27 protein-coding genes are annotated in these 24,710 nt (G+C 73.3%); 11 read left to right on the forward strand and 16 right to left on the reverse strand.

Translation table 11 applies throughout. From position 1 onward, the window contains the following. Positions 1–14: 14 nt before the first annotated feature. Genes AC6JBM_RS37660 through AC6JBM_RS37675 form a run of 4 tightly spaced genes read left to right on the forward strand, consistent with a single transcriptional unit; the run spans position 15 to position 2,437 of the window. The gene (locus AC6JBM_RS37660) at positions 15–371 is read left to right on the forward strand and encodes a YciI family protein (protein WP_433613897.1); all 357 of its coding nucleotides are present in this window, start codon (positions 15–17) and stop codon (positions 369–371) included. Between the two features lie 13 nt (positions 372–384). After that, positions 385–1,635: an RNA polymerase sigma factor gene (locus AC6JBM_RS37665; protein WP_497978659.1), complete on the forward strand. Its 1,251-nt coding sequence runs from the start codon at positions 385–387 to the stop codon at positions 1,633–1,635. Continuing rightward, positions 1,632–2,147, forward strand: coding sequence for a hypothetical protein (locus tag AC6JBM_RS37670; RefSeq protein WP_497978660.1), 516 nt, complete (start codon positions 1,632–1,634; stop codon positions 2,145–2,147). Before AC6JBM_RS37665 ends, AC6JBM_RS37670 begins: the two co-directional genes overlap by 4 nt. After that, positions 2,123–2,437 (forward strand): hypothetical protein, encoded by a 315-nt coding sequence (locus tag AC6JBM_RS37675; protein WP_497978661.1) that lies wholly within the window; start codon positions 2,123–2,125, stop codon positions 2,435–2,437. The genes AC6JBM_RS37670 and AC6JBM_RS37675 overlap by 25 nt, the downstream gene beginning before the upstream one ends. Here the strand turns inward: AC6JBM_RS37675 and AC6JBM_RS37680 are convergent, their stop codons facing one another. The 3 genes from AC6JBM_RS37680 to AC6JBM_RS37690 form a co-directional block, all read right to left on the reverse strand. Continuing rightward, a complete protein-coding gene (locus AC6JBM_RS37680; protein ID WP_497978662.1) occupies positions 2,438–3,103 on the reverse strand; it encodes a DUF2306 domain-containing protein in 666 nt (221 codons plus the stop codon). It lies immediately after the preceding gene. A gap of 71 nt (positions 3,104–3,174) precedes the next feature. After that, positions 3,175–3,837, reverse strand: coding sequence for a response regulator (locus AC6JBM_RS37685; protein ID WP_497978663.1), 663 nt, complete (start codon positions 3,835–3,837; stop codon positions 3,175–3,177). Beyond that, the gene (locus tag AC6JBM_RS37690) at positions 3,809–5,164 is read right to left on the reverse strand and encodes an MFS transporter (protein ID WP_497978664.1); all 1,356 of its coding nucleotides are present in this window, start codon (positions 5,162–5,164) and stop codon (positions 3,809–3,811) included. Before AC6JBM_RS37690 ends, AC6JBM_RS37685 begins: the two co-directional genes overlap by 29 nt. Positions 5,165–5,294: 130 nt before the next feature. On the opposite strand from AC6JBM_RS37690, the gene AC6JBM_RS37695 reads away from it, so the two are divergent. Next, positions 5,295–6,656: an FAD-dependent monooxygenase gene (locus tag AC6JBM_RS37695; RefSeq protein WP_497978665.1), complete on the forward strand. Its 1,362-nt coding sequence runs from the start codon at positions 5,295–5,297 to the stop codon at positions 6,654–6,656. A gap of 178 nt (positions 6,657–6,834) precedes the next feature. Here the strand turns inward: AC6JBM_RS37695 and AC6JBM_RS37700 are convergent, their stop codons facing one another. Beyond that, positions 6,835–8,298: a multicopper oxidase family protein gene (locus AC6JBM_RS37700; protein WP_497978666.1), complete on the reverse strand. Its 1,464-nt coding sequence runs from the start codon at positions 8,296–8,298 to the stop codon at positions 6,835–6,837. Positions 8,299–8,440: 142 nt separating this feature from the next. On the opposite strand from AC6JBM_RS37700, the gene AC6JBM_RS37705 reads away from it, so the two are divergent. Next, entirely contained in the window at positions 8,441–9,106 is a 666-nt protein-coding gene (locus AC6JBM_RS37705) for a permease prefix domain 1-containing protein (protein WP_497978667.1), read from the forward strand. Between the two features lie 23 nt (positions 9,107–9,129). Here the strand turns inward: AC6JBM_RS37705 and yidD are convergent, their stop codons facing one another. From yidD to AC6JBM_RS37720, 3 genes are all read right to left on the reverse strand, one after another. Then, entirely contained in the window at positions 9,130–9,567 is a 438-nt protein-coding gene (gene yidD, locus AC6JBM_RS37710; protein ID WP_497978668.1) for a membrane protein insertion efficiency factor YidD, read from the reverse strand. A gap of 243 nt (positions 9,568–9,810) precedes the next feature. Continuing rightward, positions 9,811–10,242: a hypothetical protein gene (locus tag AC6JBM_RS37715; protein ID WP_497978669.1), complete on the reverse strand. Its 432-nt coding sequence runs from the start codon at positions 10,240–10,242 to the stop codon at positions 9,811–9,813. Between the two features lie 108 nt (positions 10,243–10,350). Continuing rightward, the gene (locus AC6JBM_RS37720) at positions 10,351–11,112 is read right to left on the reverse strand and encodes a helix-turn-helix domain-containing protein (RefSeq protein WP_497978670.1); all 762 of its coding nucleotides are present in this window, start codon (positions 11,110–11,112) and stop codon (positions 10,351–10,353) included. A 69-nt stretch (positions 11,113–11,181) separates the two neighbouring features. Between AC6JBM_RS37720 and AC6JBM_RS37725 the strand changes: the two genes are divergently transcribed. Continuing rightward, the gene (locus AC6JBM_RS37725) at positions 11,182–11,718 is read left to right on the forward strand and encodes a DUF4240 domain-containing protein (RefSeq protein WP_350616316.1); all 537 of its coding nucleotides are present in this window, start codon (positions 11,182–11,184) and stop codon (positions 11,716–11,718) included. Here AC6JBM_RS37725 and AC6JBM_RS37730 read toward each other — a convergent pair. Genes AC6JBM_RS37730 through AC6JBM_RS37755 form a run of 6 tightly spaced genes read right to left on the reverse strand, consistent with a single transcriptional unit; the run spans position 11,711 to position 16,044 of the window. Next, on the reverse strand, positions 11,711–12,433 hold the full coding sequence (locus AC6JBM_RS37730; RefSeq protein WP_497978671.1) for an urease accessory protein UreD: 723 nt from the start codon (positions 12,431–12,433) through the stop codon (positions 11,711–11,713). The two genes, AC6JBM_RS37725 and AC6JBM_RS37730, sit on opposite strands and share 8 nt — an antisense overlap. Continuing rightward, positions 12,430–13,101, reverse strand: coding sequence for an urease accessory protein UreG (gene ureG / locus AC6JBM_RS37735; protein WP_350616320.1), 672 nt, complete (start codon positions 13,099–13,101; stop codon positions 12,430–12,432). Before ureG ends, AC6JBM_RS37730 begins: the two co-directional genes overlap by 4 nt. Then, positions 13,091–13,744, reverse strand: coding sequence for an urease accessory protein UreF (locus AC6JBM_RS37740; protein ID WP_497978672.1), 654 nt, complete (start codon positions 13,742–13,744; stop codon positions 13,091–13,093). The genes ureG and AC6JBM_RS37740 overlap by 11 nt, the downstream gene beginning before the upstream one ends. A gap of 1 nt (position 13,745) precedes the next feature. Beyond that, on the reverse strand, positions 13,746–15,452 hold the full coding sequence (locus AC6JBM_RS37745) for an urease subunit alpha (protein ID WP_497978673.1): 1,707 nt from the start codon (positions 15,450–15,452) through the stop codon (positions 13,746–13,748). Further along, complete coding sequence (locus AC6JBM_RS37750) at positions 15,449–15,745, reverse strand: urease subunit beta (RefSeq protein ID WP_497978674.1); 297 nt, start codon at positions 15,743–15,745, stop codon at positions 15,449–15,451. The genes AC6JBM_RS37745 and AC6JBM_RS37750 overlap by 4 nt, the downstream gene beginning before the upstream one ends. Continuing rightward, entirely contained in the window at positions 15,742–16,044 is a 303-nt protein-coding gene (locus AC6JBM_RS37755) for an urease subunit gamma (protein ID WP_344613498.1), read from the reverse strand. Before AC6JBM_RS37755 ends, AC6JBM_RS37750 begins: the two co-directional genes overlap by 4 nt. 185 nt (positions 16,045–16,229) lie before the next feature. Here AC6JBM_RS37755 and AC6JBM_RS37760 point away from each other — a divergent pair, with 185 nt between their 5' ends. Further along, positions 16,230–17,180: an AAA family ATPase gene (locus tag AC6JBM_RS37760; protein ID WP_497978675.1), complete on the forward strand. Its 951-nt coding sequence runs from the start codon at positions 16,230–16,232 to the stop codon at positions 17,178–17,180. Positions 17,181–17,856: 676 nt separating this feature from the next. Here the strand turns inward: AC6JBM_RS37760 and AC6JBM_RS37765 are convergent. The 3 genes from AC6JBM_RS37765 to AC6JBM_RS37775 are packed head-to-tail and all read right to left on the reverse strand — an operon-like array spanning position 17,857 to position 21,085. Further along, a complete protein-coding gene (locus AC6JBM_RS37765) occupies positions 17,857–18,309 on the reverse strand; it encodes a response regulator (RefSeq protein ID WP_497978676.1) in 453 nt (150 codons plus the stop codon). Then, positions 18,306–19,868, reverse strand: coding sequence for a sensor histidine kinase (locus tag AC6JBM_RS37770; protein WP_497978677.1), 1,563 nt, complete (start codon positions 19,866–19,868; stop codon positions 18,306–18,308). Before AC6JBM_RS37770 ends, AC6JBM_RS37765 begins: the two co-directional genes overlap by 4 nt. Continuing rightward, a complete protein-coding gene (locus AC6JBM_RS37775) occupies positions 19,865–21,085 on the reverse strand; it encodes a PP2C family protein-serine/threonine phosphatase (RefSeq protein ID WP_497978678.1) in 1,221 nt (406 codons plus the stop codon). Before AC6JBM_RS37775 ends, AC6JBM_RS37770 begins: the two co-directional genes overlap by 4 nt. A 212-nt stretch (positions 21,086–21,297) precedes the next feature. On the opposite strand from AC6JBM_RS37775, the gene AC6JBM_RS37780 reads away from it, so the two are divergent. The 3 genes from AC6JBM_RS37780 to AC6JBM_RS37790 all read left to right on the forward strand — a co-directional run bounded on the left by AC6JBM_RS37780 (position 21,298) and on the right by AC6JBM_RS37790 (position 24,423). Then, on the forward strand, positions 21,298–22,869 hold the full coding sequence (locus AC6JBM_RS37780; protein WP_497978679.1) for a Na+/H+ antiporter: 1,572 nt from the start codon (positions 21,298–21,300) through the stop codon (positions 22,867–22,869). After that, the gene (locus tag AC6JBM_RS37785; RefSeq protein ID WP_497978680.1) at positions 22,866–23,123 is read left to right on the forward strand and encodes a UBP-type zinc finger domain-containing protein; all 258 of its coding nucleotides are present in this window, start codon (positions 22,866–22,868) and stop codon (positions 23,121–23,123) included. Before AC6JBM_RS37780 ends, AC6JBM_RS37785 begins: the two co-directional genes overlap by 4 nt. Positions 23,124–23,328: 205 nt before the next feature. Further along, positions 23,329–24,423, forward strand: a complete 1,095-nt coding sequence (locus AC6JBM_RS37790) for a VTT domain-containing protein (RefSeq protein WP_497978681.1) — start codon at positions 23,329–23,331, stop codon at positions 24,421–24,423. The last annotated feature ends 287 nt before the right edge of the window (positions 24,424–24,710 follow it).

The raw sequence follows: 24,710 nt of genomic DNA on the forward strand, positions 1-24,710 counted from the left end.
GAAGGGAACCCGAAATGCGCTACATGATGATGCACAAGCTGGACGACTCGAACCCGGCGCTGTGGCAGCCGACCCCCGCGTTCATCGAGCGGTTCGCGAAGTACATGGACGAGGTCAGCAAGGCCGGGGTGCTGCTCGCCGCCGAGGGCCTGCTGCCCAGCTCGGCCGGGGCGGCGACGATCTCCAAGCGCGACGGCGAGACCACGGTCGTCGACGGGCCGTTCGCGGAGGCGAAGGAGGTCATCGGGGGCTTCGGCATCGTGCAGGTGCGCGACCAGGCCGAGGCCGTCGAGTGGGCGCGGCGGTTCGCGGACCTGTTCGACCACGACATCGAGATCGAGGTGCGGCGGGTCTCGGAGTACGAGGGCTAGTTATGTTGGCCGGGTGAGCACTCCCGGTACCGATGCCAAATCCGCGATCGAAGCGGTCTGGCGGATCGAGGCGGCGCGCGTGATCGCGGGCGTCGCCCGGCTCGTCGGCGACGTCGGCCTCGCGGAGGAGCTTGCGCAGGACGCCCTGGTCGCGGCGCTGGAGCAGTGGCCGGCCGAGGGCGTCCCGCGCAACCCCGGGGCGTGGCTCATGACGACGGCGAAGCGGCGCGGGATCGACACCATCCGGCGGCAGCAGGTGCTGCACAAGCACCTGCCCGCCCTGGCCGGCGAGGAGCGGCTCGACGACCCGGCGCTGGAGGCGGTGCTCGAGCAGGAGCCCATCGAGGACGACCTGCTCCGCCTGATCTTCACCGCGTGCCACCCGGTGCTCAAGCCGGAGGCGCGCACGGCCCTGACCCTGCGCCTGCTCGGCGGGCTGTCCACGGACGAGATCGCGCGGGCGTTCCTGGTCCCGGACGCGACGATGGGCCAGCGCATCAGCCGCGCCAAGAAGGCCCTCACCGACGCGAAGGTGCCCTTCGAGCTGCCCACGGGCGCGGCCCGCACCGAGCGGCTGGCCTCGGTGCTGGAGGTCATCTACCTCATCTTCAACGAGGGGTACTCCGCGACGGCCGGCGACGACTGGATGCGCCCGGCCCTGTGCGGGGAGGCGATGCGCCTCGGCCGCGTGCTGGCGGGCCTGATGCCGGCCGAGGCGGAGGTGCACGGCCTCGTCGCGCTGCTGGAGATCCAGGCGTCCCGCGCGGCCGCCCGCACCGGCTCCGGCGGCGAGCCGATCATGCTGCTGGACCAGGACCGGCGCCGCTGGGACCGGCTGCTCGTGACCCGCGGCCTGAAGGCGCTCGAGCGCGCCGAGGAGCTGGGCGGGGGCACCTACACGCTGCAGGCCGCGATCGCCGCCTGCCACGCCCGCGCCCGCACCGCGGAGGAGACCGACTGGTCCGAGATCGCGCGGCGGTACGCCCAGCTGTCCGCCCTCGCCCCGTCGCCGATCGTCGAGCTCAACCGCGCCGTGGCGGTCTCGATGGCGGACGGCCCGGCCGCGGGCCTGACGGTGCTGGAGCCGCTCCTGCAGGACAAGGCGCTGCGGGGGTACCACCTGCTGCCCTCGGTCCGCGCCGACTTCCTCTTCCGCCTGGGCCGCCTCCCCGAGGCCCGCGCCGAGTTCGAGCGCGCCGCGTCGATGACCCGCAACGAGCGCGAGCGCACCCTGCTGCGGGCCCGGGCCGAGGCCTGCGGATGACGTACTGGTTCGGGCTCGAGCCTGCCGAGGACCTCACCGACGCCTGGGTCGGCGACGCCGTGGACCGGGCCTTCGACGGCCCCGCCTGGCTGCGCCCGAGATTCCCGGGCGGCCGCGAGGTGATCCTGAGCCCGCGCCCGTCACCGTCCGGCACGGTGGCCGTGACGTCGATCCGGCGCGTCGGCGGCTCGCGCAAGCGCCTGACCGCGGACCTCCACGTGCCCGGGCCGCACCGCCACCACCGCTTCGCCCTGCTGCGCGCCGCGGTGCTGGGCCTGGCGGCCGTCGGCGCCGAGTTCGGCCTGGGCCCGTGCCCGCTGCGCCGCCCCGGCCGCGGCGTGCGCGCCCCGCTGATCCCCGGGACGCCCCGCCCCGCCCCCGAGGCCGAGCCGGGGCGGCTCCTCCTCGTGGCCGGCGACCCGGTGGACGCCGAGTGGCACGAGGCCGTGGCCGCCCGCCTCGGCGCCACGCGGACGAGCGAGGCGACATGGATCTCGACATGGACGCGGTGAGCGAGCACTGGCTGCGCGAGTGGGGCGTCCCCTTCGGCCCGGCGACCCCGGACCTCCTGTCGGCCCTGGCCGCCGCGGCGGACGTCCCGCTGCCGGAGCCCGCGCCGGACGACGACCCGTTCGAGCCCTTCGGCGCGGGCGAGATGGCGGTGTACGCCCGCACGCCCGACGACGAGACGGCGGCCGGGCTGGGCGCGGAGCTGGCCGGGTCCCTGCACGGCGTGGCCCTGCTGCAGGACGAGACCCACGCGGACGGCGTGGCCCAGTGGATCCTCGGCCGCCCCGGATAGTCACGCCTCGGTGCGGGGGCGGGGGCGGGCCGAGCGGCGGATGACGATCTCGGCGACGGCCAGGTTGAGCACCCAGGCGGAGATCAGCGCCACGCTGCGCCAGGCCGGGTAGTCCGGGCCGTCCGGGTCCAGCGGGATCAGGGGCAGGCTCGTGAAGACCTGGGTGCCGGCGCCCATGGCGAGGGCGTACGCGCGGATCATCCAGGCCTTGTGCGCGTGGAAGTCGCGGCGGCGGATGGCGACGAAGCCGAGGACGATCGACGCCAGCATTCCGGTGCCCACGACGTAGCGGGCCGCGTTGGTCGCCGCGTTGTCGCCCCTCGGCAGGTCGTAGAAGGTGGTCATCCACAGGCCGGACAGGGCCACGGCCAGGCCGCAGAGCACCAGGACCCGGCCGGTGACGCGGTGCCACCGGCGGTGCCGGCGACGGAAGTGCGGGGCGAACTGCAGGGCGCCCAGGAACCCGTAGAGGACCGCGCCGACGATGTGGACGAGGACCGGGGCCGGCATGTCGACGAAGCGGGCGTTGGCCGCGGTGCGCTCGACGCCGCCGGTCAGCTGGGCGACGCGCACGCCGCCGGCCAGGGAGGGAACGAGGGCGAGCACGAACAGGCCGGCGATGATGGGCCAGTCGCGGGTGCGGGTCCGGTTGGCAACGGTCGTCATGAGCACCGATGGTGGGCTTCGCGCGGGCCGGAAACATCGATCCATGGGCCGGGGCCGGGCCCGACCAAAGTTCAGCCCCCGGGTCGGACCCGGTTGGTCTCGTAGGCCCACATCGCGATCTCCACGCGGTTGCGCACGCCCAGCTTCAGCATGAGGGCGGTCACGTGGGACTTGACGGTGCTCAGGGTGATGAACAGCTCGTCGGCGATCTCGTTGTTCGTCCGGCCCCGCGCCACCCGGGCCAGGACCTGCTCCTCGCGCTCGGTCAGCGGCTCGATCGGCTGGCGGGGCGGGGCCGCGGGGCCGTTGTCGGCGAAGGCGCGCAGCAGGCGGGTCGTGACGCTGGGGGCGATGAGCGCGTCGCCGTTCGCGGCCGCGTGCACGGCCTGGGCGAGCAGCGCCGGGCCCGCGTCCTTGAGCAGGAAACCGCGGGCGCCGGCGCGCAGGGCCGCGTAGACGTATTCGTCGAGGTCGAAGGTGGTGATGACCACGACGGCGATGGGGTCCTCGACGCCCGGGCCGGCCAGCTGCCGGGTCGCCTCCAGGCCGTCCATGGCGGGCATCCGCACGTCGAGGAGGCAGACGTCGGGGCGCAGCCGGCGGGCCAGCTCGACGGCGCGGCGGCCGTCGGCGGCCTCGGCCACCACCTCGATGTCCGGCTGGGCGTTGAGGATCATCGTCAGCCCGGTGCGGACGATCTCCTGATCATCCGCGACCAGCACCCGCACGCTCACCGGCCAATGCTACGGGGGGCGTCGTACCGTCAGATCCGCCGAAAGTACGACCGGCGACAGCGATCGCGGCGAGGGCGGGGACGAGCGCGACCGCGAAGGCGGCGAGGTAGGCGACGGGACCGGCGTCGACGAGCGCGGCGAAGAGGGAGCCGCCGGCGGCGAGCGCGATGGTGGTCAGCAGCGCGTCGGCGACGGAGAGGGCGGAGCTGCCCGCGCCCTGCCGGCCCGGCTCCGACAGGCGCAGCACGAGCGCCGCCGAGACCGGGGACACCAGGCCCATGCCGAAGCCGCCGAGGCACCAGCCGGCGACGACGACGGCCACCGGTACCGCCGCCGACACGATCGCCACCGCGGACAGCACGCCGGCCGCGATGGCCGCGGCGCCCAGCCGCAGCCGGGCCGCGTCCGAGAGGCGCTGCCCCGTCCGGGCCTGCAGCCACGAGCCGGCGGACCAGAAGAGCGCGCCGACGGTGACGCTGAGCCCGGCCAGCGCCGGGCTGAGGCCGCGCTCGCGGGTGAGGATGAGCGGGATGAACACGTCGGCCTGGACGAACGCGGCCCCGGCGAGGCCGCGTAGGAGCACGACGCTGGGCAGGCCCCGGGCGGCGGCGAGGGTGCCGCGCGGCAGCAGCCGCACCCCGCACACGGCGGCGATCACGAACCCGGCCGCGAGCAGCGGCAGCGACTCCTGCCCGCCGACGTAGAGCACGAGGGCGCCCACCGCCGCGCCGATCGCCCACGGCACCCGGGAGGGACCCGCCTCGCCCGAGCCGCCGGAGATCCCGGAGATCCTCGGCCACACCACCGCCATCGCCGGGGCGGCCGCCAGCAGCACCAGCAGGAACACCCAGCGCCAGCCGACGAACTGCACGATCAGCCCGGCCACCGCGGGCCCGGCGACGGCGGGCAGGACCCACGCGGCCGACATCAGCGAGAAGACGCGTGGATGCTCGGCGCCGGGGTAGGCGCGCCCCACGACGACGAACAGCGCCACGTTCACCAGCCCGCCGCCGAACCCCTGCACCAGGCGCCCCAGCACGAGCACCCACATGTGCGGGGCCAGCCCGGCCAGCAGCAGCCCGGCGCAGAACAGCGCCACGCCCACGGCGGCCGGCCGGGCCGGGTCCGCGCGGTCGCACCACGCGCCGGCCAGCACCATCCCGACCACGCTGGTCGCGAGGGCGCCGCCGAAGGCGAAGCCGTAGAGCGGGATCCCGTCGAGGGCGCGGGCGACCGAGGGCATGGCGGCGGTGACCGCCACCGCCTCGAAGGCGACCAGCGTGACCAGGGTCACGAGGCCGGCCGTGAGCGTGCGTCTGTTCTCCACGCGGCCCAACCTCGCACCTCAACAGGGCTTCAGGTCAAGCGGGATCACGATTTCACCACCCGTTGACATCGGTGTGCGCGTATGCCAACAATTGTTTGCCAACATTTGTTGGCAAGATCGAGGAGGAGCCATGAGGACCGTCATCGCCGGGGCCGGCCCCACCGGCCTGCTGCTCGCCGGGGACCTGGCCGCCGCCGGCGCCGACGTGACCGTGCTGGAGCGCCGCGCCGGGGAGTCGAACCTGACCCGCGCGTTCGCCGTCCACGCGCGCACGCTGGAGCAGTTCGACGCCCGGGGCATCGCCGAGGACGTCATCGCCACCGGCACGAAGCTGGCCCGGCTGCGGCTGTTCGGGCACGTCTCGGTGGACCTGGGCGTGCTGCCGTCGCGGTACCCGTACGTGCTCATCACCCCGCAGTACAACGTCGAACGCATCCTCGAGGAGCGCGCGCTCAAGGCCGGGGCGCGGATCGTGCGCGGCACCACGGTCACCGGCCTGCGCCAGGACGAGCACGGCGTCGAGGTGCGCACCGACGGCGGCACGTTCGCGGCGGACTGGCTGGTCGGGGCCGACGGCGCGCACAGCGGGGTGCGGGAGGCGCTCGGCCTGCGGTTCCCGGGCCGGGCCGCGGTCCGCTCGCTCATGCTCGCCGACGTCCGGCTCGCCGAGCCGCCGGCCGACGTGATCACCGTCAACGCGGTCGGGTCCGCGTTCGCGTTCGTGGCGCCGTTCGGCGACGGGTGGTACCGCGTCTTCGCCTGGAACCGGGGGCACCAGGTCGGCGACGATGTGCCGCTCGAGCTCGAGGAGGTCCGGGCCACCGTGCGGGAGGCGTTCGGCACCGACTTCGGGATGGGCGAGTGCCGCTGGCTCTCACGGTTCCACAGCGACGAGCGGCAGGTCGAGCGGTACCGCACCGGCCGCGTCTTCCTCGCCGGCGACGCCGCGCACGTGCACTCCCCCGCCGGCGGCCAGGGCATGAACACCGGCCTGCAGGACGCGGCCAACCTCGGCTGGAAGCTCGCCGCGGCCGGGGCGGGCTGGGCGCCGGCCGGGCTGCTCGATACCTACCAGTCGGAGCGGCACGCCGTCGGCCGGGCGGTGCTGCGCTCCAGCGGCGGCCTCATCCGCCTCGCGCTGCTGCAGTCGCGCGGCGCCCGGCTCGGCCGCGACGTGCTCGCCGGGCTGGCGCTGCACCTCCCGGCGGTGCAGCGGGGGCTGACCGGCACCGTGTCCGGGATCGGCATCGACTACCCGCACGCGCCCCGCCAGGCGGACGTGGACCTCGCCGGGGCGCGCCTCTACGAGCTGCTGCGCCAGGGCCGGCACGTGCTGCTCGCCCCGGAGGCTCCGGAGGGGTACGAGGACCGGCTCGTCCACGCCCCGCACGAACGCCGCGTGCTGGTCCGCCCCGACGGGTACACGGCCTGGACGGGCACCCAGGGAGACCTTGCGGTCGCGCTCCGCGCGCATCTCGGAGAGCCTCGGTGACGAACGACACCTAGCTCGGATGATCTCTTGACACGGGGGCGTTGATCGATGTGTCATGCCGGTCACAGGAGCGGTTCTCGTTGGGTTGCTGCCGCCGCATGGACGACACACACGGGGACGACGGAACGCTTGCGAGACGTGCCGGGCCCCGCGCCGCCACGGGGGGCCCGGCACCCTCTCACCCGTGCAGCCTCGGCTGCTGTCCCCGCTCGACCACCACGAACTGGCCCATCATGCCCTCGTCCTCGTGCTTGAGGACATGGCAGTGGAACATGTACGCCGTCGCCGGGTCGGCGTAGTCGGCAAACCTCGCGATCACCGAGTAGTGCTGGTGCGGCGCCATGAACACGGTGTCCTTCCAGCCCGACAGCTCCGGCGGCGGGGCGTGCCCGTCCACCGTCAGCACCTGGAACTGCACGTCGTGGATGTGGAAGCTGTGCGGGGTGTCGTGGCCGTTGGAGACGTTCCACACCTCGACGGTGTCCTTGACGACGACGGCGTCGACGCGGCCCATGTCCATGCCGTCGCCGTTGATCTCGCGGCCCTGGAACTCGAAGTTCCGGGTCTGCGCGGCCTGGGCCGGGTCCAGGCGCGGGGTGCTCACGAGCGTCTCCGGCAGCTTGGCCGGCGTCAGGGTCGCGGCCGCCCGCAGCTGGAGGATGTCGAAGCTGTCCTGGCCGCCGTTGAAGCGGCTGTCGAGGGAGCCGCCGAGGGGCCGCTCGCTGCGCAGGGTCAGCCGCTCCCCCGGCTGCAGCGCGACCACGATCTCGGCCCGCTCGCCGACGGAGAGGCGCACGTGGCTCGTCATCGCCGGCCGCTCGAGCAGGCCGCCGTCGGTGCCGACGAGGGCGAACGGGCGGTGGTCGGCGAGGGTGAAGTCGTAGATGCGCGCGGTCGAGGCGTTGACCAGGCGGAGGCGGACGAGGCCGGAGCGGACGTCGACGTACGGGCCGGGGGTGCCGTTGACGAGGATCTCGTCGCCGAGCACGCCGATGTCGCTGCCGAAGCGGTCGCCCATGGACAGCTGGTCCCCGTCGAACTCCTTGTCCTGCACCAGGACCGGGATGTCGTCGACGCCGTAGTCGTGCGGCAGTGCCCGCTGGGCCGGCTCGTCGTCGTCGATCAGGAACAGGCCGGCCAGGCCCCGGTACACCTGGGTCTCGGTGCGTTCGCTGGGGTGGGGGTGGTACCAGAGCGTCGCCGCCGGCTGGTCGACCGTCCACGCGGCCTGGAACGCCCCGCCGGTCGGGATCGGCCGGTGCGGGCCGCCGTCCATCGCGGCCGGCAGGTGCATCCCGTGCCAGTGCACGGTCGTGGGCTCGGCCAGGGCGTTGCGCACGTTGACCACGACCGGCTCGCCGCGCTTGGCCCGCAGCGTCGGGCCGAGGTAGGCGCCGTTGTAGCCCCAGGTGCGGGTCGCGCCGTGGCCGAAGTCGCTGTCGCCCGGCTGGGCCCGCAGGTCGAACACCCGCCGGCCCTGCGCGTCGACGGTCGAGGCGGCCAGCGGCGGCACCCGCAGCGGCCGGGTGAAGTCGGCGCGCACGTCCAGCGGCGGGCGGACGAAGAAGTAGACCAGGGCGGCGACCCCGCCCGCGCACAGCACGAGCAGCAGGATCAGGCCGCCCAGCAGCCACTTGCGCATCTGGTGTCTCCCTACATGTAGAACGGCTACATGTAGGCTGGCCGACGCCGCGCCCGGCGCGCCAGACCCGAGGCCCGAAGCCGGGGAAAGGTCAGGGACAACCCGGACTGCCCGCCGCGCGCCCTGGCGGCATGCTGAGGAGGTGCTGACTGCCGGCCCCATCGACGCCTACGTCGCCTCGCTGCGCGGCGCCCTGCGCGGTCCTCGCGCGGCCAAGACGGACCTGGTCACCGAGGCCCGCGACGGGCTCGCCGACGCCGCGGAGCGCTACGAGGCCGACGGCCTGGACCGCCTCGCCGCCGAGCGGGCCGCGGTCGAGGAGTTCGGCCCCATCGCCGCCCTCGCCCCCGAGTACCAGCGCGAGCTGGCGCTGGCCCAGGGCCGGCGCACCGCGATCATCGTGGGCGGCGCGGTGGCGCTCGAGGCGCTGGTCTCCGAGCTGGCGTGGCGGCGCGCGGCGGTGGGCTGGAGCTGGGAGCCGAGCCGCGCGTACCTGATCCTGGCGCACACCGTCGACTACGCCACCTACGCCGTGGTCGTCGGGGCGCTGCTGGCCGCGCTGGCGTGCGGGATCGGCAGCCGGTACGTCGACGTCGGCCGCCGGTTCGTGCGCGCGACCGGGATCGCCGCGATCGCCACGGTCGGCTTCTTCGCCGTCGGCGGCGTGCTGCTCTCCGCGTTCAGCCCCACCTGGGGCCACGGGAACGCCGGCGGTGCGGCCGGCCTGAACCTCGCCGCCTCCGCCGTCACGTTCGCGCTGCCGGCCGTGATGACCTTTTCGGGCCTGCGCTGCGTCCGTGCTTCCTAGAGGGCGCGTCCTGGAGCAACGGCCTACGGCACCTGGTCGACGGTGCCGCGCGGGGTCGAGGGGTTGCAGCGCTTGATCCGCGCCGCGGTGAGCCGCGAGCCCTCCACGAGGCCGTAGCGCTGGACCGCCTGCAGGCCGTAGTTGCTGCACGAGGGCACCTGGCGGCACTTGATCCCCAGATGGGGCGAGACGAAGCGCTGGTACCCGCGGATCGCCGCCATCCCCGCCCGTCCGGGCCCGCCCGGGTCCCGCCGCGGGGCGCGCGAGGGCGCCGAGACCGCCATGAGCGACAGCAGCGAGCCGAGCATGATGGGGCTGCAGTCGCAGACGTCGCAGTGCCAGTCCGGCCCGCAGTCGCCGTCGTCGCGCCGCTTCTGCTTCCGGTTCTGCTTCCGGTTGCCGTTGCGGTTCTGCTGTTGCCGCTTCGCCCGCCACATCCCCACGTAATCCCCCAAACCCATACCGGCGATTGTGACCAGCGCCGCGGAGACGATCAAGGAAAGGTCGCGGCCCCGACACGAAAACGCACCCGGATGGCCGACTTCGCGCGGGCGGCCGGGAATGTCCGGACAGTCCCGGACACCCGGACGAAGTCGAACAACCGAGTGCGTTGAGCCGTAGCCGCGGGGTGCGGGTTGGGTACCCGGCCGGCGGGGCTGATCCGCCGGCCGGGCCGAAGCCACACCATGAGGTACTGCGGTGCCTTACTTGGACGCGATCTGGGCGTCGCCGCCGTCCGCGTGGAACTGGGTGCCCTCGGCGAACGCGGTGTCGAAGCGCTCCTGCAGGGCGCTGAGCTCACTGAACTCGGCCTGGTGCGAGGACTCGCTGCCCTCGGCGGCGAAGACGTGGTCGTCCGAGGTCGCGTCGTGCGAGTAGTTGGTGTAGTCGTCCGACTCGTAGTGCACGGCCGCCGGGGCGTCGTACTCGACGTGGTGGCCCTGCGAGAAGTCCGTCGACTCCGCGGTGTGGTGGTCCTGCTCGTAGACGCCGTACTGCGACTGGGCGTCGGCCTCGGAGCCCTGCGCCTGGTGCAGCTGGTCCAGGGCGCCGCTCTCGTGGCCGGCCTCGTACTGGCCGTAGTCGACCTCGTGGCCGCCGTCGTAGCCCGTGTCGCCGGTGTCGTAGTCGCTCATGGTGCGCTCCCTCTGGGACGTTGTGGTGTGTGGCCTTGCATGAAGAACGGTACGGTCGCGGCCGCCGCCTCGAATCCCGGAAACGTGCCACCACCGAGCCGCCACCGATCAGCCCTGCCGCAGGGCCTCCGCGGTCGCCGGGTCGGCGGGGAAGAACGACTCGATCGCCAGCTCCGCGACCGTCACGTCGTGCGGGGCGCCGATGACCGCGGTGATGCCGAAGAGGCGCAGCTCCACGCCGCCGAGCCGGATGCACAGCGGGACCACGACGTCGTGCGGGGCCGCGGGGGCCTCTCCCCCGGGGTACCGCCGCAGCTCCTGGAGCAGATCGCGCAGTGCGGAGTCGCCCGTCGCCGCGATCTGCCGGCGCAGGCGCGCGAACACGTGCCCGCGCCACTGATCCAGGTTGGCGATCCGCGGCGCGAGCCCCTCCGGGTGCAGCGACAGGCGCAGCACGTTGACCGGCCCGCGCAGCAGGTGGGCGGCCGCCCCCTCGGTGAGGCGCAGCAGCGCCTCGTTGGCCTCGAGCAGGTCCCAGCCGCGGTCGACCAGGACGGCCGGGTAGGGCTCGTGGCCGGTCAGCACCTGCCGCAGCGAGGCCCGGACCTGCCGCAGCGCCGGGCCGTCGAGGCCGTGCTCGGGGTATGCGGGCGCGTAGCCGCCGGCCAGCAGCAGGGCGTTGCGCTCGCGCAGCGGCACGTCGAGGTGCTCGCTCAGGCGCAGGATCATCGCGCTGGTCGGCCGCGCCTTACCGGTCTCCACGCAGCTCAGGTGCCGGGTGGAGACCTCGGCCTGGTTGGCCAGCGCGAGCTGGCTGAGCCGCCGCCGCTCGCGCCACTGCCGCAGCAGCACCCCCACCTGCTCGCTCATGGGCGCAGCCTAGGCCTTGTCCCGCGCGCCGTTCCCAGGACCTGCGCGGTCGTGCAAGACTTGCCTGCCGTGGACAGCGATACTTTCTGGTCGATCATCGACGGTGCTCGTTCCGCCGCCGGGGACCGCGTCACGCCGGGCTTCGCCGGGCGGTTCACGGCCGCGCTGCGGATGCGCCTGGCCACCCTCGACAAGAGCGAGCTGCTGGACTTCGACGCCCACCGCACGCGGCTGCAGGCCCGGGCCAACTCCTCGGCCATGTGGGCGACCGGCCGGGTGGTGGCCCGCTACGCCGACGCGTTCGTCGACGGGCTGATCGCGCGCGGCCGCGACACCTACGAGCGCGCGGTCGCCGACCCGGACGCGCTCGCCGACGACCCGGTGGTGCGGGCCGTGGCCGCGGGCGACCTCGCCGCGCACGAGCTGGCCCCGCGGGAGGTCGAGGACCTCGCCGAGGAGCTCTACGGCGAGGCCGACGACTACCCGATGCTGCTGCGCGCCCGCACCGGTCAGGTCGCCCCGCTCGTCGAGGACGACTGGGACGACGATGACGACAACGACGTACGCAAGCACCTGCCGAAGATCGCCGCGCTCTTCCTCAGGTAGTCCGGGCGGTCGCCTCCGCTGAGCCCGGCTGTCGCGCCGGTGTGACCAGCGGGTCGGTGACCGCGCGCGTCTGCGCCAGGTCGTCGCCGAGCGCCGTGGCCACGACCCCGCCGCCGGCCAGCGGCATGACCGCGGCCCGCTCGCCGGCCGCGGGCTCGGCCGCGTCCGTGGTCAGCAGCGAGGCCAGGACGCGCGCGTCGCCGAGCACGGCCGGTCCCCGGGCGATGGTGACATCGCTGTGGTACCAGGGCCGGCCGCCCCGGCGCGCGTTCGTCGACAGCCGCAGGTCGCCCGGCTCCTCGCCGAAGCGGCCCAGCACCGCCTCCTCGCGCCAGATCAGGCGCGCGCCGGCGGCCAGCTCCACCCGCGATGCGTTGTGGTGCCGGCAGCGCGCGGCGGCCACGATCGGCTCGGGCAGGAACGCCAGGAAGCTGCCCTCGCCCACGGTCGCGTGCACGGCGAGGACCGACTCCGCGCCGGAGCGGCCGGGCAGGGCGATGGAGGCGGCGACGGTACGGACCCAGAGCTCCGCCCCCGGCCCGACCTCGATCTCCAGGCTCAGGTCGTCGCCGCCGAGCGGGCCCGCCGCCCCGCCGACGAGGTGCACCCCGGCCGGGCCCGTGCGCCGGGGCAGCAGCGGCGCCTCGCCCTTGAGCACGCGCAGCACCGTGCGCTCGCCCTCGCGCTCGGCGACGATCCGGGCCGCGGCCCTCATACGGTCGCGATCAGGCCGCGGATCCACTCCTGCACCGGCCCGGCCGCCCGGTCCTGCACCAGCGACAGGAACACGGTCGGCAGCTCGCCGCGGCGGGCGGCCGCGTCGCGCTCCATCACCCCGAGGTCCGCGCCGACGAGCGGGGCCAGGTCCGTCTTGTTGATCACGAGCAGGTCGGCCGAGGTGACGCCGGGGCCGCCCTTGCGCGGCACCTTGTCGCCGCCGGCCACGTCGACGACGAAGATCTGCCGGTCGATGAGGCCCTTGCTGAACGTGGCGGTGAGGTTGTCGCCGCCGCTCTCGACCAGGATCACGTCGAGCGGGCCGAGGCTCTCCTCCAGCTCCTCGATCGCGTCGAGGTTGGCCGAGATGTCGTCGCGGATCGCGGTGTGCGGGCAGCAGCCGGTCTCGACCGCGCGGATGCGCTCGGCCGGCAGCACGCCGTTGCGCAGCAGGAAGTCGGCGTCCTCGGTCGTGTAGATGTCGTTGGTCACCACCGCGACCTGCAGATCGCCCGACAGGCTGCGGCAGAGCGCGGCGACGAGGGCCGTCTTGCCGGAGCCGACCGGTCCCCCGATGCCGATGCGCACGGCGCGCTTCGTGTGCGGCAGCGGGTGATGCGGGTCGTCGTGCGGGTGCGGATGCGTGTGCTCGTGTTCAGCTGGCAAAGAGTCGAACCTCCCATGCGGCGTGGTCCTCGGCGGAGACGTCCAGCAGCGGCGCCGATGCCGCCGGCAGGTCCCCGATCGGGCCACGGGCGTGTGTCGCGGCCTCCCGGGCCACGTCGTCGCACGCGTCGCCGAGCTCGGCGAGCACGGCGTGGACGCGGTACGGGTCCAGCCCGAGCAGGCGCACCGCCGCGCTCGCCGGGCCGGAGATCGCGTGGTACGCGGCCATCAGCGCCGCCGCCTCGGGGCCGAGCCCGGCCGCGTGCGCGGCGACCCCGAGCGCGATCGGCTGCGCGACCCGCGCGGCCGCGGCCCGGGTCACGTGCTCGCCGGGCCAGACCACGAGCGCGGCCCGGCACAGCGAGCGGCCCTGCCGGCGCGCGGCCAGGCGCAGCGCCGGCGACGGGGTCCGCGCGGCCAGCTCGTCCTCGAGCTCCTCCATCGCCTCCGGGCGCGCGCACGCGGCCGCCGCGAAGGCCGCCGCGACCAGGCCCGCCGTGCGCAGCCGGCCGAGCAGGAACGCGCGGAGGCCGACGAGGTCGGTCACGCGTCCGCGCGCCACCGCCGTCTCGAGGCCGCCGGAGTGCGCGTGCCCGCCCGAGGGGAAGCGCCCGTCGGCGAGCAGGAGCAGGTCGGTGTTCATGTCAGAACAGGAAGTACCGCTGCGCCATTGGCAGTTCCTCGACCGGATCGGGGTCGACCACCTCGCCGTCGATGCGCACGGTGAAGGTGTCGGGCTCGACCTCGATGCGCGGCAGGGCGTTGTTGCGCGGAAGGTCCGCCTTGCCGACCGAGCGCGTGTCCGCGACCGGGGCGAGCCTCCTGCGCAGGCCCAGGCGCTCGGCCAGCCCGTCCTCGATCGCGGCCGGCGCCACGAACGCGAGGCTGGTCGCGGGCGCGGCGGCCCCGTAGGCGCCGAACATCGGGCGGGACAGGATCGGCTGCGGGGTCGGGATCGAGGCGTTCGCGTCGCCCATCGCGCCCCACGCGATCGCGCCGCCCTTGACCACCACGTGCGGGCGGACCCCGAAGAACGCCGGGTCCCACAGCACCAGGTCGGCGAGCTTGCCGACCTCGACCGAGCCGACCTCGTGGGCGATGCCGGAGGCGACGGCGGGGCAGATGGTGTACTTCGCGACGTACCGCTTCGCCCGCTCGTTGTCCGCCGCGCCGTCCCCCTCCAGGGCTCCCCGCCGCCGCTTCATCACGTGCGCGGTCTGCCACGTGCGCAGGACCACCTCGCCGACCCGCCCCATCGCCTGGGAGTCGGAGCCGATGATCGAGATCGCGCCGAGGTCGTGCAGCAGATCCTCGGCGGCCATCGTGGACGGCCGGATGCGGCTCTCCGCGAAGGCCAGGTCCTCGGGCACGCTCGGGTTCAGGTGGTGGCAGACGATGAGCATGTCGAGGTGCTCGCTGAGCGTGTTGCGGGTGTAGGGGCGGGTCGGGTTCGTCGAGGACGGCAGCACGTTCGGGTGCCCCGCGACGGTGATGATGTCGGGGGCGTGCCCGCCGCCGGCGCCTTCCGTGTGGTACGCGTGGATGCTCCGCCCGGCGATGGCGCGCAGGGTCTCCTCGACGAAGCCGGCCTCGTTGAGCGTGTCCGTGTGGATGTTCGCCTGCACGCCCGAGGCGTCGGCGACCCGCAGGCAGGCGTCGATCGCGGCCGGGGTGGTGCCCCAGTCCTCGTGCAGCTTGAAGCCCCCGGCGCCGCCGCGCAGCTGCTCCCACATCGCCTCCTCGGAGACGGTGTTGCCCTTGCCGAGCAGCAGGACGTTGATCGGCCACGGGTCGAGCGCCTCGAGCATCCGGGCGAGGTGCCAGGAGCCCGGCGTGACCGTCGTCGCCTTGCTGCCCTCGGCCGGCCCGGTGCCGCCGCCGACGATCGTGGTGATCCCGCTGGCCAGGGCCTCCTCCAGGATCAGCGGGGCGATGAGGTGCACGTGGCAGTCGATCGCGCCGGCGGTCAGGATGCGCCCGTTGCCGGCGATGATCTCCGTCGCCGGGCCGATCACCAGCGCCGGGTCGACGCCATCCATGATGTCGGGGTTGCCGGCCCGCCCGATGCCGACGATCCGCCCGTCGCGGAGGCCGACATCGGCCTTCACGATCCCCCAGTGGTCGAGGATGACCGCGCCGGTGATCACCGTGTCCGGGGTGCCCTCGGCGCGGGTGGCCCGGGACTGGCCCATCGACTCGCGGATGACCTTGCCGCCGCCGAAGACGGCCTCGTCGCCGCCGGCGCAGTGGTCGGCCTCCACCTGGATGAACAGGTCGGTGTCGGCCAGGCGCACCCGGTCGCCCGTGGTGGGGCCGTAGAGGTTCTGGTACCTGCTCCGGTCGATCCTCATTGCGCCCTTTTCCTCAGCCCAGGCACGACCTTGTTGCCTGCCAGCGGCACCAGCACCACCTCGCGGCCCACGCCCGGCTCGAAGCGCACCGAGGTGCCCGCCGGGACGCCGAGCCGGTGCCCCCGCGCCGCCTCCCGGTCGAACTCGAGGGCGTCGTTGGCCTCGGCGAAGTGGTAGTGGGAGCCGACCTGCACCGGCCGGTCCCCCGTGTTGCGCACGGTCAGCGCCAGCTCCGGTCGACCGGCGTTGATCTCGATCGGCCCCTCGCCGGGGACGATCTCGCCGGGGATCACGGGATCGGGTGGTGAACGGTCACGAGCTTGGTGCCGTCCGGGAACGTCGCCTCCACCTGCACCTCCGCCAGCATCTCGGGGACGCCCTCAAGGACGTCGTCGCGGCCGAGCACGTGGCGCCCGGCCTCCATCAGGTCGACCACGGTCCGCCCGTCGCGCGCGCCCTCGAGCAGGAAGGCGGTGATGATCGCGACGGCCTCCGGGTAGTTCAGCTTGAGCCCGCGGTCCTTGCGTCGTTGCGCCACGTCGGCGGCGACGTGGATCAGCAGGCGCTCCTGCTCGTGGCGGGTCAGGAACAAAGTCGCGACCTCCGTCTCGCAGCGGTGGGTGGCCGGATGCTGTCAGTCCGATGTTTCCTCCGGATTACCGACCAGCGCAGCCCGTTCGGGCGAATTCCTTCGGTACCGCCTGGGTAGCACGACGAAAAGGCCTGCACCAGGAGCGTGTTAGGCTCGCGACGCCTCACTACCTGGAGAGTTTGCGCATGAGCAATCACCGGTCGGTCGTCATCAACGGAGACCTCGGCAGCGGCAAGTCCACCGTCTCCGTCGAACTCGCGAGCCGGCTCGGTCTGCGCCGCATCAGCGTCGGCGACATGTACCGGGAGATGGCCCAGCGCCGCGGCATGACCGCGCTGCAGCTCAACCTCCACGCCGAGCTGGACGACGCGATCGACAGCGCCGTGGACAGCCTGCAGACCGAGATCGCGCAGTCGGGCGAGCAGCTCATCGTCGACAGCCGGCTGGCCTGGTTCTTCTTCCACGAGGCCTTCAAGGTCCACCTCATCACCGAGCCGAACGAGGCCGCCCGGCGCGTGCTGGCCCGCCCGCACTCCGAGGTGGAGAACTACGCGTCGCTGGACGAGGCCAAGCGCAACCTGCACAGCCGCAGCGAGAGCGAGCGGATGCGGTTCCTGACGCGGTACGGCGCGGACAAGTACCGTCTGCGCAACTACGACCTCGTCGCCGACAGCACCCGCGCCAACCCCGACCAGGTCGTCTCGGCCGTGCAGGCCGCCTTCGAGGGCCGCCTGGGCACCGACATCCTGCGCGAGCGCCCGCCGCTGCTGCTGCTCGACCCCATGCGTATCTACCCCACGCGCGAGATCGACTTCGCGGACGAGACCCTCGCGCAGGAGCTGGCCGACGCCGCCCCCGAGGACCTCGAGCCGCTGACGATCGGCCACAGCGGCCAGGACTACTACGTGATCGACGGCCACCGGCGCCTGAGCGCCGCCGTGCAGAACGGCGTGCACCTCGTGACGGGCAGCCTGCTCGCGGAGAGCGAGGAGCCGGTGACGAACCGCCTCAGCGCGAACGACTACTTCCGCACGCACGTGACGTCCTCGGTGATCGAGGCTTGGGAGCGGGTGCATCGGATCGAGCTTCCGGTGCCGGCGCACAACCCGGCCGAGGTGCACGCGGCCAACCAGTAACGCTTTCGCTGATCGCGACGGCCCGGGTCCTTGAGGACACGGGCCGTTCGTCGTCTTTACCCACGCCTTCGCGGGCGCACGGTCGGCTCCTCCGCCTGGCAGTGCCCGCTCACACAGCCGGCTCCTTCGCCTGCGACGCCCGCTGACGGGGCCGGGGTTCTCCGCCGCACTCGCTCGAGCGGCCAGCTTTCACAGCACGCTCTCGCACGGCACCCTTTTCCACACAGCCCGCTGTTTTCCGCGGCTACCTCCCGCACGGCCCCTTCCCGAGCGGCTCACCTTCCGCGGCGCCCAACTCCTCCGGAGCCGGCGCTCCTGCCGCGACTGCCCGCGGGGCCTACCGCCATCCACGGCCCCCAACTCCCCCGGAGCCGGCGCTCCCGCCGCGACTGCCCGCAGGGCCTACCGCCATCCACGGCCGGTCTCCCACCTTCTCGCAGGCCGGGCTCCCGCCACTCGATCCGCCGCCGCTCCGCCCCATTCCGCGGCGGACAAACCGCCACCGTCAGGCGAAATCACGGATCCTTGTTCGTTCAGTCATAACCGACAGCAGCCGGCATTTCCGATAAGTCCGACACTCCGTGATCGGACTTATCGCATTTATAACCCGACAGGCGAAAAGTCCGAAATGTCGTGGCGCGCCAGCGCCCGACATTTCGCGCCAACCGGAACGAACTCAGCTCCGCGGCGGCAGCTTGACCACGCTGACGAAGAACTCGTCGATCTGCCGGACCACCGCGATGAAACTGTCGAAGTCGACAGGCTTGGTGACGTACGCATTGGCGTGCAGCGAATAACTGCGCAGGATGTCCTCGTCCGCCTGCGAGGTCGTCAGCACCACGACGGGGATGCGCCGCAGGTCCTGGTCCTCCTTGATGACCTGGAGCACCTCCCGCCCGTCCACGCGCGGCAGGTTCAGGTCGAGCAGGATGAGATCGGGCCGGGTCGCTTCGGCGAACTTGCCCTCGCGGCGGAGGTACGCCAGCGCCTCCTCCCCGTCCTGCACCACGTTGAGCTTGTTGCGGACCTTGTGCTCCTCGAACGCCTCCTGCGTCATGAGCACGTCGCCCGGGTCGTCCTCGACCAGCAGCACCTCGATCGGCAGGGACGCTTCCACGGGCGCGGTCATGCGGGGGACTCCTCAAGAGCGGGAACGGCTGCGGGCAGCGTGAACCGGAACAGCGTACCTTCGCGCGGCGAGGGATCGATCCAGATCCGCCCGCCGTGGTACTCGACGATCTTCTTGGCGATCGCCAGGCCGATGCCGGTGCCGGGGTACGTCTCCTTGGCGTGCAGCCGCTGGAAGATCACGAAGACCTTGTCAGCGAACTCGGGCTCGATGCCGATGCCGTTGTCCTCGACGCTGATCTCGAACTCCCCGTCACCGGCCGTGGAGTCGATCACGATCCGCGGCGGCACGTCGGGCCGGCGGAACTTGATCGCGTTGCCGATGAGGTTGCTGAACAGCGCGCCGAGCAGCGGCTCCTCGCCGCGCACGACGGGCAGGTCGGTGAAGATGATCTCGGCGTTGGTCGCCTCGCGCTGCGCGTCGAACTGCGCGGCCGAGTCGAGCACCACCTTGTTCAGATCGACCTCGGTGAACCCGCTGGTCAGCCGGCCGATGCGGGAGAACGCGAGCAGGTCGTTGATGAGCCGCTGCATGCGCTGGGCACCGTCGACGGCGAAACCGATGTACTGGTCCGCGCGATCGTCGAGCTGCCCGGAGTACCGCCGCTGCAGCAACTGGCAGAAGCTCGCCACCTTGCGGAGGGGCTCCTGGAGGTCGTGGCTGGCCACGTACGCGAACTGCTCGAGGTCCCGGTTGGACCGGGTGAGCTCGGCCGCCTGCTGCTCCAGCATGCGGTTGGCCTCCTCGACGAGCCGCCGCGCCTCCTGCACGTCCGTGAGGTCGGCGTTGATCCGCCGCCGCATGGTGTCGACGTCGTCGGCCAGCGCCGTCAGCTCCGGAGGACCGAAACTGCGGATTTCGTACTCGTAGTCGCCGCCCGCCACCCGCCGCACCTCGCCGGCCAGGTCGGTGACGGGGCGCGTCACGAGCCGGCGCAGCAGTAGCGCCAGCGCCGCACCGGCCAGGACGACCACGACGGCGGCGACGATGAGCAGCAGCACGAGCACGTTGCCGGTGGTGCGCACCTGCCCGGCGACCTCGTCGCGCCGTGTGACGATCTGGCCTGCGAGCCCGTTGATGCGCGTGGCGGCGTCGTTGTAGACGGCCCGCGACTGTTCGGTCGGGGCGGCCGTGTCCGGGTTCACGCCATTCGCCCGCGTCTGGGCGATCAGCGGCTCCGTGATCTCGCGGCGGTACCGCGCCGTCGCCGCCGCGATCCCGTCCACGGTGCTCAGCAGCTGAGGCTCGTCCGCCACCAGGTGCCGGGTGTCGGCGAGGATCGCGGCCTCCTGGCCCTGCGCGTCGCGGTAGTTGTCGAGATCGGAGTCCTTGCCGGTGAGCAGGAACGTGCGGACGGCGGACTGCTGGCGCAGCAGCTGGGAGTACAACCGCTCGGCATTGACGAGAGCGGGCGTGAGGCCGCCCAGCACCTGCTCGGTCTCGCTGCGGTTGGACGCCGCCGTCGCGGTCGCGCTGACCGCGATCACGACGAGGAGGCCGGCGACGACGGCGCACAGTGCGGTGATGCGCCGCCACAGCGACCAGCTGGAGGGGTTCATGAAGTCCTCGAGGGAGTCAGCACGAGCACGGCGATGTCATCCTGCACCGGCCCGCCGTTGTGGGCCTCGGCCTGCAGCGTGAGCCAGCCGGGCAGGTCACGGGGCTCGGCGCGCATCGGGCCGGTCAGCACGCGGCACAGCCCCTCGACGCCGAGACGGTCGCCGGGCGCCGCGTCCGGGCCGGCCGAGCCCTCGATCAGGCCGTCGGTGTACAGCAGCAGCGACCACTGCCCGTCCGGCCCCAGCGGAATCTCGGCGGGCGGCCGCGGCATCCCCGGGATGACGCCCAGGACCAGGCCCGGGTCGACCTCGCACGGGACCGCGCGGTCCCCGGAGATCAGGATCGGCGGCGGGTGGCCGGCCAGGCGGATGCGGGCGGTCCCGGCGCGCAGGTCGACGGTCGCGACCGCCACGGTCGCGAACAGCTCGTCGGTGCGGCGCTCGGCGACGAGGACCTGCTCCAGCGAGTCGAGGACCTGGTCCTCGGGCACGCCGGCCAGCACCAGGGCGCGCCAGGCGACCCGCAGCGCCACGCCGAGCGGCGCCTCGTCGACCCCGTGGCCGCAGACGTCGCCGATGAGCAGGTGCAGGCGGCTGCCGTCGTCGACCCCGATCGCGTCGAAGAAGTCGCCGCCGAGCAGGGCCCGGTCGCGGCCGGGACGGTAGATGCTGAACAGGTCGGCGGGCACGTCGCGCATCAGCGGCTGCGGGAGCAGGCCGCGCTCGAGCCGGGCCGACTCGGCCTGGCGCAGCTCGGACTCGCGCAGGAGCCGGGCCTGCTCGTCGGCGCGCTTGCGCTCGACCGCGTAGCGCACCGCGCGGGCCAGGCCGGCGCCGTCGACCGACCCCTTGACCAGGTAGTCCTGGGCGCCCTCGGCGACGGCGGCGTTGCCGAGATGCTCGTCCTCCAGCCCGGTGAGCACGCAGACCGCGGCGCCCGACACGTGCTGCAGCACCTGGCGCAGCCCGTCCAGGCCGCTCGCGTCGGGCAGCCCGAGGTCGAGCAGGATGCAGTGCACGTCGCGGAAGCGGGGCCGCGCCTCGCGCATGGTCTGCGCGATCTCGACGTCGAACGGCGCGTCGGCCTCGGCGAGCAGCTCGCGGACCAGGAACGCGTCGCCGGGATCGTCCTCGACCAGCAGCACGCGGATCCGCTCGCCGGCGATCGGTCCGATGCGCCGGTGACGAAGATCCACGGTCGTGCTGACGTCGGGCATGCTCACACCGGCCCGGAGGGCAGGAGTATTTGCCGTGTGGCACACATGAGGACGATCCTCCCCTAGGTCACGGCTTGCTGCATGTGCGGGTGCAGTGTCTCAGGCCCGGACGGGCTCGCGCACGCGCCGGTCACCCGTGCTGTTCGGCGACCCGCCGTGTGGCGCCCGTCACTCGTAACAGTGGCGGGCGGCGGCGTGGATAAGCTTCGCCCGTGCACGGGCTCGGAAACATCGTCGGACTCATCGCGGTCGTGGTCGCGACCTCCGTCCTCGCGCGCCGTATCGGCGTGCTGTCGCCGATCCTGCTGGTCGTCGTCGGCATCGTGATCTCGTTCGTCCCGGGGGTGCTCGAGATCGAGCTCGACCCCGAGGTCGTGCTGATCGGCATCCTCCCGCCGATCCTCTACGTGGCGGCGCTGGAGACCTCGGTGCCGGCGTTCAAGTTCAACCTGCGGCCGATCCTGCTGCTCGCGGTCGGGCTCGTGCTGTTCACCACGGCCGCCGTGGGGTTCACGCTCAAGATGCTGCTGCCGGGGGTACCGCTGGCCGCCTGCCTCGCCCTGGGCGCCGTCGTCGCGCCGCCCGACGCGGTCGCGGCCACGGCCGTGGCGAGGCGCATCGGGCTGCCCCGGCGCGTGGTCACCGTCCTGGAGGGCGAGAGCCTCATCAACGACGCGAGCGCCCTGGTCACGCTCCGGGTCGCGGTGGCCGCGGCGGTCGGCGAGGCGGTCGACGGCTGGTCGATCACCGAGCAGGCCTCCATCGCGGTCATCGGCGGCGTCGCGTTCGGCGTGGCCGGCGGGCTGCTCATCGGCTTCGTGCACAAGCGGGTCAGCAACCCGCTCATCGACAACGCGGTCTCGCTGCTCACGCCCTGGGTGGTGTTCCTGCCGGCCGAGTCCGTGCACGCCTCCGGGGTCGTCGCCGTCGTGGTCTGCGGCCTGTCCCTGGGCCACCGCATGCCGACCCTGATGTCGGCGGCCTCCCGGCTGCAGATGGACGCCTTCTGGCGGATGGTGAAGTTCCTGCTCGAGGGGGCCGTGTTCCTCCTCGTGGGCCTTCAGCTGCGCGCCCTCATCGCCGACGTGGAGCGCTCGTTCGCGTTCACCGCCGGCGCCCTGGCCGCCGTGGTCGGCGTGGTGATCGTGGCGCGGATCGTGTGGCTCTTTCCGACGACGTACTTCGCCCGCCTCATCCCCCGCGTCCGCCGCCGCGACCCGTCGCCCTCGCTGGCCGGCCCGGCCGTCATCTCCTGGGCGGGCATGCGCGGGGCGGTCACCCTCGCCGCGGCGCTCTCGCTGCCGACGACGCTCGCGGACGGGATGCCGTACCCTCGCGGCCTCTTCGTCATCCTGGCCTTCGGCGTCATCGTGGCCACGCTGGTCCTGCAGGGCGCGACCCTGCCGACGGTCGCGCGCTGGCTCAAGGTGCCCGGCGACGATCGGACCGAGGATGCCCTGGCCGAGGCGTCGGTACAGCACGAGGCCACCCGAGCCGGCAAGACCCGCCTCGAGGAGATCGCGGGCGACGCGCCCGAGGGTGTCGTGGAGCGGCTGCGGCAGATGGCCCTGTCCCGCTCCAACATGGCCTGGGAGCGTCTGGGCCGCTCGGACCGGGAAACGCCGTCCGCCGCCTACGCCCGCCTGCGCCGCGAGATGCTCAGCGCGGAGCGGGAGGTTTTCCGCAAGGCCCGCGACTCGGGGAGAATCCCGGAGGAGACGTTGCGCCAGGCGCAGCGCGACATGGACCTGGAAGAGTCACTGCTCGAGCGGGGGGACCTGTGACCTGCGTGCATCTGGAAGCGGCCGAGAAGGTGGAGCCGCCGGTGGTGGACGGCTGCCCGGAGTGCAAGGAGGGCGGGTTCACCGACTGGGTGCACCTGCGCCAATGCCTCGCCTGCGGCCACGTCGCCTGCTGCGACTCCTCGCCGCGCCGCCACGCGACCCAGCACTTCCTCGTCAACCACCACCCGGTGATGCAGTCGATCGAGCCCGGCGAGTACTGGCGCTGGTGCTTCGTCCACGAAACCCTCGGATAGGGGGATCCCCCGGCCGGCTGACGGCTTTCGTGCGCACCTTCCCACCTGCGGGTATGCGTGTTCTCAGCCATTTCAAAGGAGATGCGGGACACAATCGTGGTCAGTTGGGCATGCAGTGGGGTGCAGCCGTGTTGCCATGGTCAACGGGGGATCTGTTACGCGGGGTAAAGGGGCGGGCCATGGCGAGTCCGGAATGGTAAGCGCGGTGCTGGACCTGGTGTCCGCACCGGGCGTGCTCTACGCCACGGTTCTCGTCCTGCTCACGATCGACGCCTTCATTCCGGTCGTCCCCGCCCAGGCCCTCATGATCGGCGGCGGCATCCTCTCCGCCTCCGGCCACGTGCAGCTGCTGCTCCTGGTCCTCTCCGGCGCCGCCGGAGTCATCGCCGGCGACCTGCTGGCCTTCGCCGTCGGCCGCCGCCTGGCCCGCCGCGGCGAGCGCCGCCGCCGCCGCGAACTGCCCCGCCGAGCCGCCAAGGTCACCGCGAGGCTGAACGAGGCGATGCAGCGCCACATCTTCCTGGCCGTCCTCTTCTGCCGCTTCGTGCCCGCCGGCCGCATGGTCACCGCCCTCTACGCCGGCCGCAACGGCGTCTCGACCCGCCGCTTCGCGACATACGACGTGGTGGCCGCGACCCTCTGGGCGACGTACGGCGCCCTGCTGGGCCACTTCGGCGGCGAGGCCATGGCCGACTCGTCCTGGCTGCCATTGCTGCTGATCGCCGCCGCGGCGCTGCTGTTCATGGCCGGCGCCCCGCTCCTGGGCCTGGCCGGCCGCCTGAACAAGCGCACGGCCACTACCCTCGACCAGCCCGCCGTCGCCGCTCCTACGACGCTCACCCCGGCCGCGGCCGCTCTCACCACGCTCGGCGAGCCCGCAGCCGCTGGCGCCACGGTCGACGAGCCCGCTGCTCTTATCGCCCTCGGCGAGCCCGCCACCGCGCGGGCCACGCTCGACGAGCCCGCCGCTCTTCTCGCCCTCGGCGAGCCCGCCACCGCGCGGGCCACGCTCGACGTGCCCGCCGCCGAGGTGCCCGCCCAGGCCACGCGGGGCACACGACGCCCGGCTGGTCAGACGCTGGGCCTGGTGAACCGCCTACGCCGCCGCAACCCGTCCACCACCGAGCCTGACGCCGCGACTCCCCGCCGCCAGCGCGTCTGCCGCCGCCGTTCGGCGATGGAGACACTGGCCGCGGTCGAGCCCCTGGCCGCCATCGAGGTCATGGCAGCCGCCGAGGCCGTGGCCGCCGCCGAGTCGGTGGTGGTCCAGGTCAACGGCCTGGAGTCAGCGGCCCAGTAACACTCCGCTCCGGCCCCTCGCGTGGTCAGCGGTCCCTGGCCTCCTACTGAGAAGAGCGCCGACCCCACGAGGCCCCCGCGGCGAATCCGGAGGGGCACTTCGGCAGCCCGCCCCCGAAACAAGCACCACCTCGAGCGACGCCCCGCACCCACGCACCTCATGCGGACGCCTTGAGACGGGCCCCGCGCCACGCACCCGCCCCCGGCATTCCACCGCACCCGAGCCCTTTGCACTCCCACCGGCCCCGCGAAAAGTCCGACACTTCGTGATCGGACTTTTCGGATTTA

This window comes from Dactylosporangium thailandense, from assembly GCF_059739745.1.

Bases quoted from the DNA above. Each gene is read 5' to 3' on its own strand.
- AC6JBM_RS37695 (WP_497978665.1), top strand. From the start codon at position 5,295: ATGAGGACCGTCATCGCCGGGGCCGGCCCCACCGGCCTGCTGCTCGCC.
- AC6JBM_RS37720 (WP_497978670.1), bottom strand. From the start codon at position 11,112: ATGAGCGAGCAGGTGGGGGTGCTGCTGCGGCAGTGGCGCGAGCGGCGG.
- AC6JBM_RS37770 (WP_497978677.1), bottom strand. From the start codon at position 19,868: ATGAACCCCTCCAGCTGGTCGCTGTGGCGGCGCATCACCGCACTGTGC.
- AC6JBM_RS37765 (WP_497978676.1), bottom strand. From the start codon at position 18,309: ATGACCGCGCCCGTGGAAGCGTCCCTGCCGATCGAGGTGCTGCTGGTC.
- AC6JBM_RS37730 (WP_497978671.1), bottom strand. From the start codon at position 12,433: ATGAGGGCCGCGGCCCGGATCGTCGCCGAGCGCGAGGGCGAGCGCACG.
- AC6JBM_RS37660 (WP_433613897.1), top strand. From the start codon at position 15: ATGCGCTACATGATGATGCACAAGCTGGACGACTCGAACCCGGCGCTG.
- AC6JBM_RS37715 (WP_497978669.1), bottom strand. From the start codon at position 10,242: ATGAGCGACTACGACACCGGCGACACGGGCTACGACGGCGGCCACGAG.
- AC6JBM_RS37775 (WP_497978678.1), bottom strand. From the start codon at position 21,085: ATGCCCGACGTCAGCACGACCGTGGATCTTCGTCACCGGCGCATCGGA.
- AC6JBM_RS37670 (WP_497978660.1), top strand. From the start codon at position 1,632: ATGACGTACTGGTTCGGGCTCGAGCCTGCCGAGGACCTCACCGACGCC.
- yidD (WP_497978668.1), bottom strand. From the start codon at position 9,567: ATGGGTTTGGGGGATTACGTGGGGATGTGGCGGGCGAAGCGGCAACAG.
- AC6JBM_RS37700 (WP_497978666.1), bottom strand. From the start codon at position 8,298: ATGCGCAAGTGGCTGCTGGGCGGCCTGATCCTGCTGCTCGTGCTGTGC.
- AC6JBM_RS37760 (WP_497978675.1), top strand. From the start codon at position 16,230: ATGAGCAATCACCGGTCGGTCGTCATCAACGGAGACCTCGGCAGCGGC.
- AC6JBM_RS37675 (WP_497978661.1), top strand. From the start codon at position 2,123: ATGGATCTCGACATGGACGCGGTGAGCGAGCACTGGCTGCGCGAGTGG.
- AC6JBM_RS37740 (WP_497978672.1), bottom strand. From the start codon at position 13,744: ATGAACACCGACCTGCTCCTGCTCGCCGACGGGCGCTTCCCCTCGGGC.
- AC6JBM_RS37680 (WP_497978662.1), bottom strand. From the start codon at position 3,103: ATGACGACCGTTGCCAACCGGACCCGCACCCGCGACTGGCCCATCATC.
- AC6JBM_RS37745 (WP_497978673.1), bottom strand. From the start codon at position 15,452: ATGAGGATCGACCGGAGCAGGTACCAGAACCTCTACGGCCCCACCACG.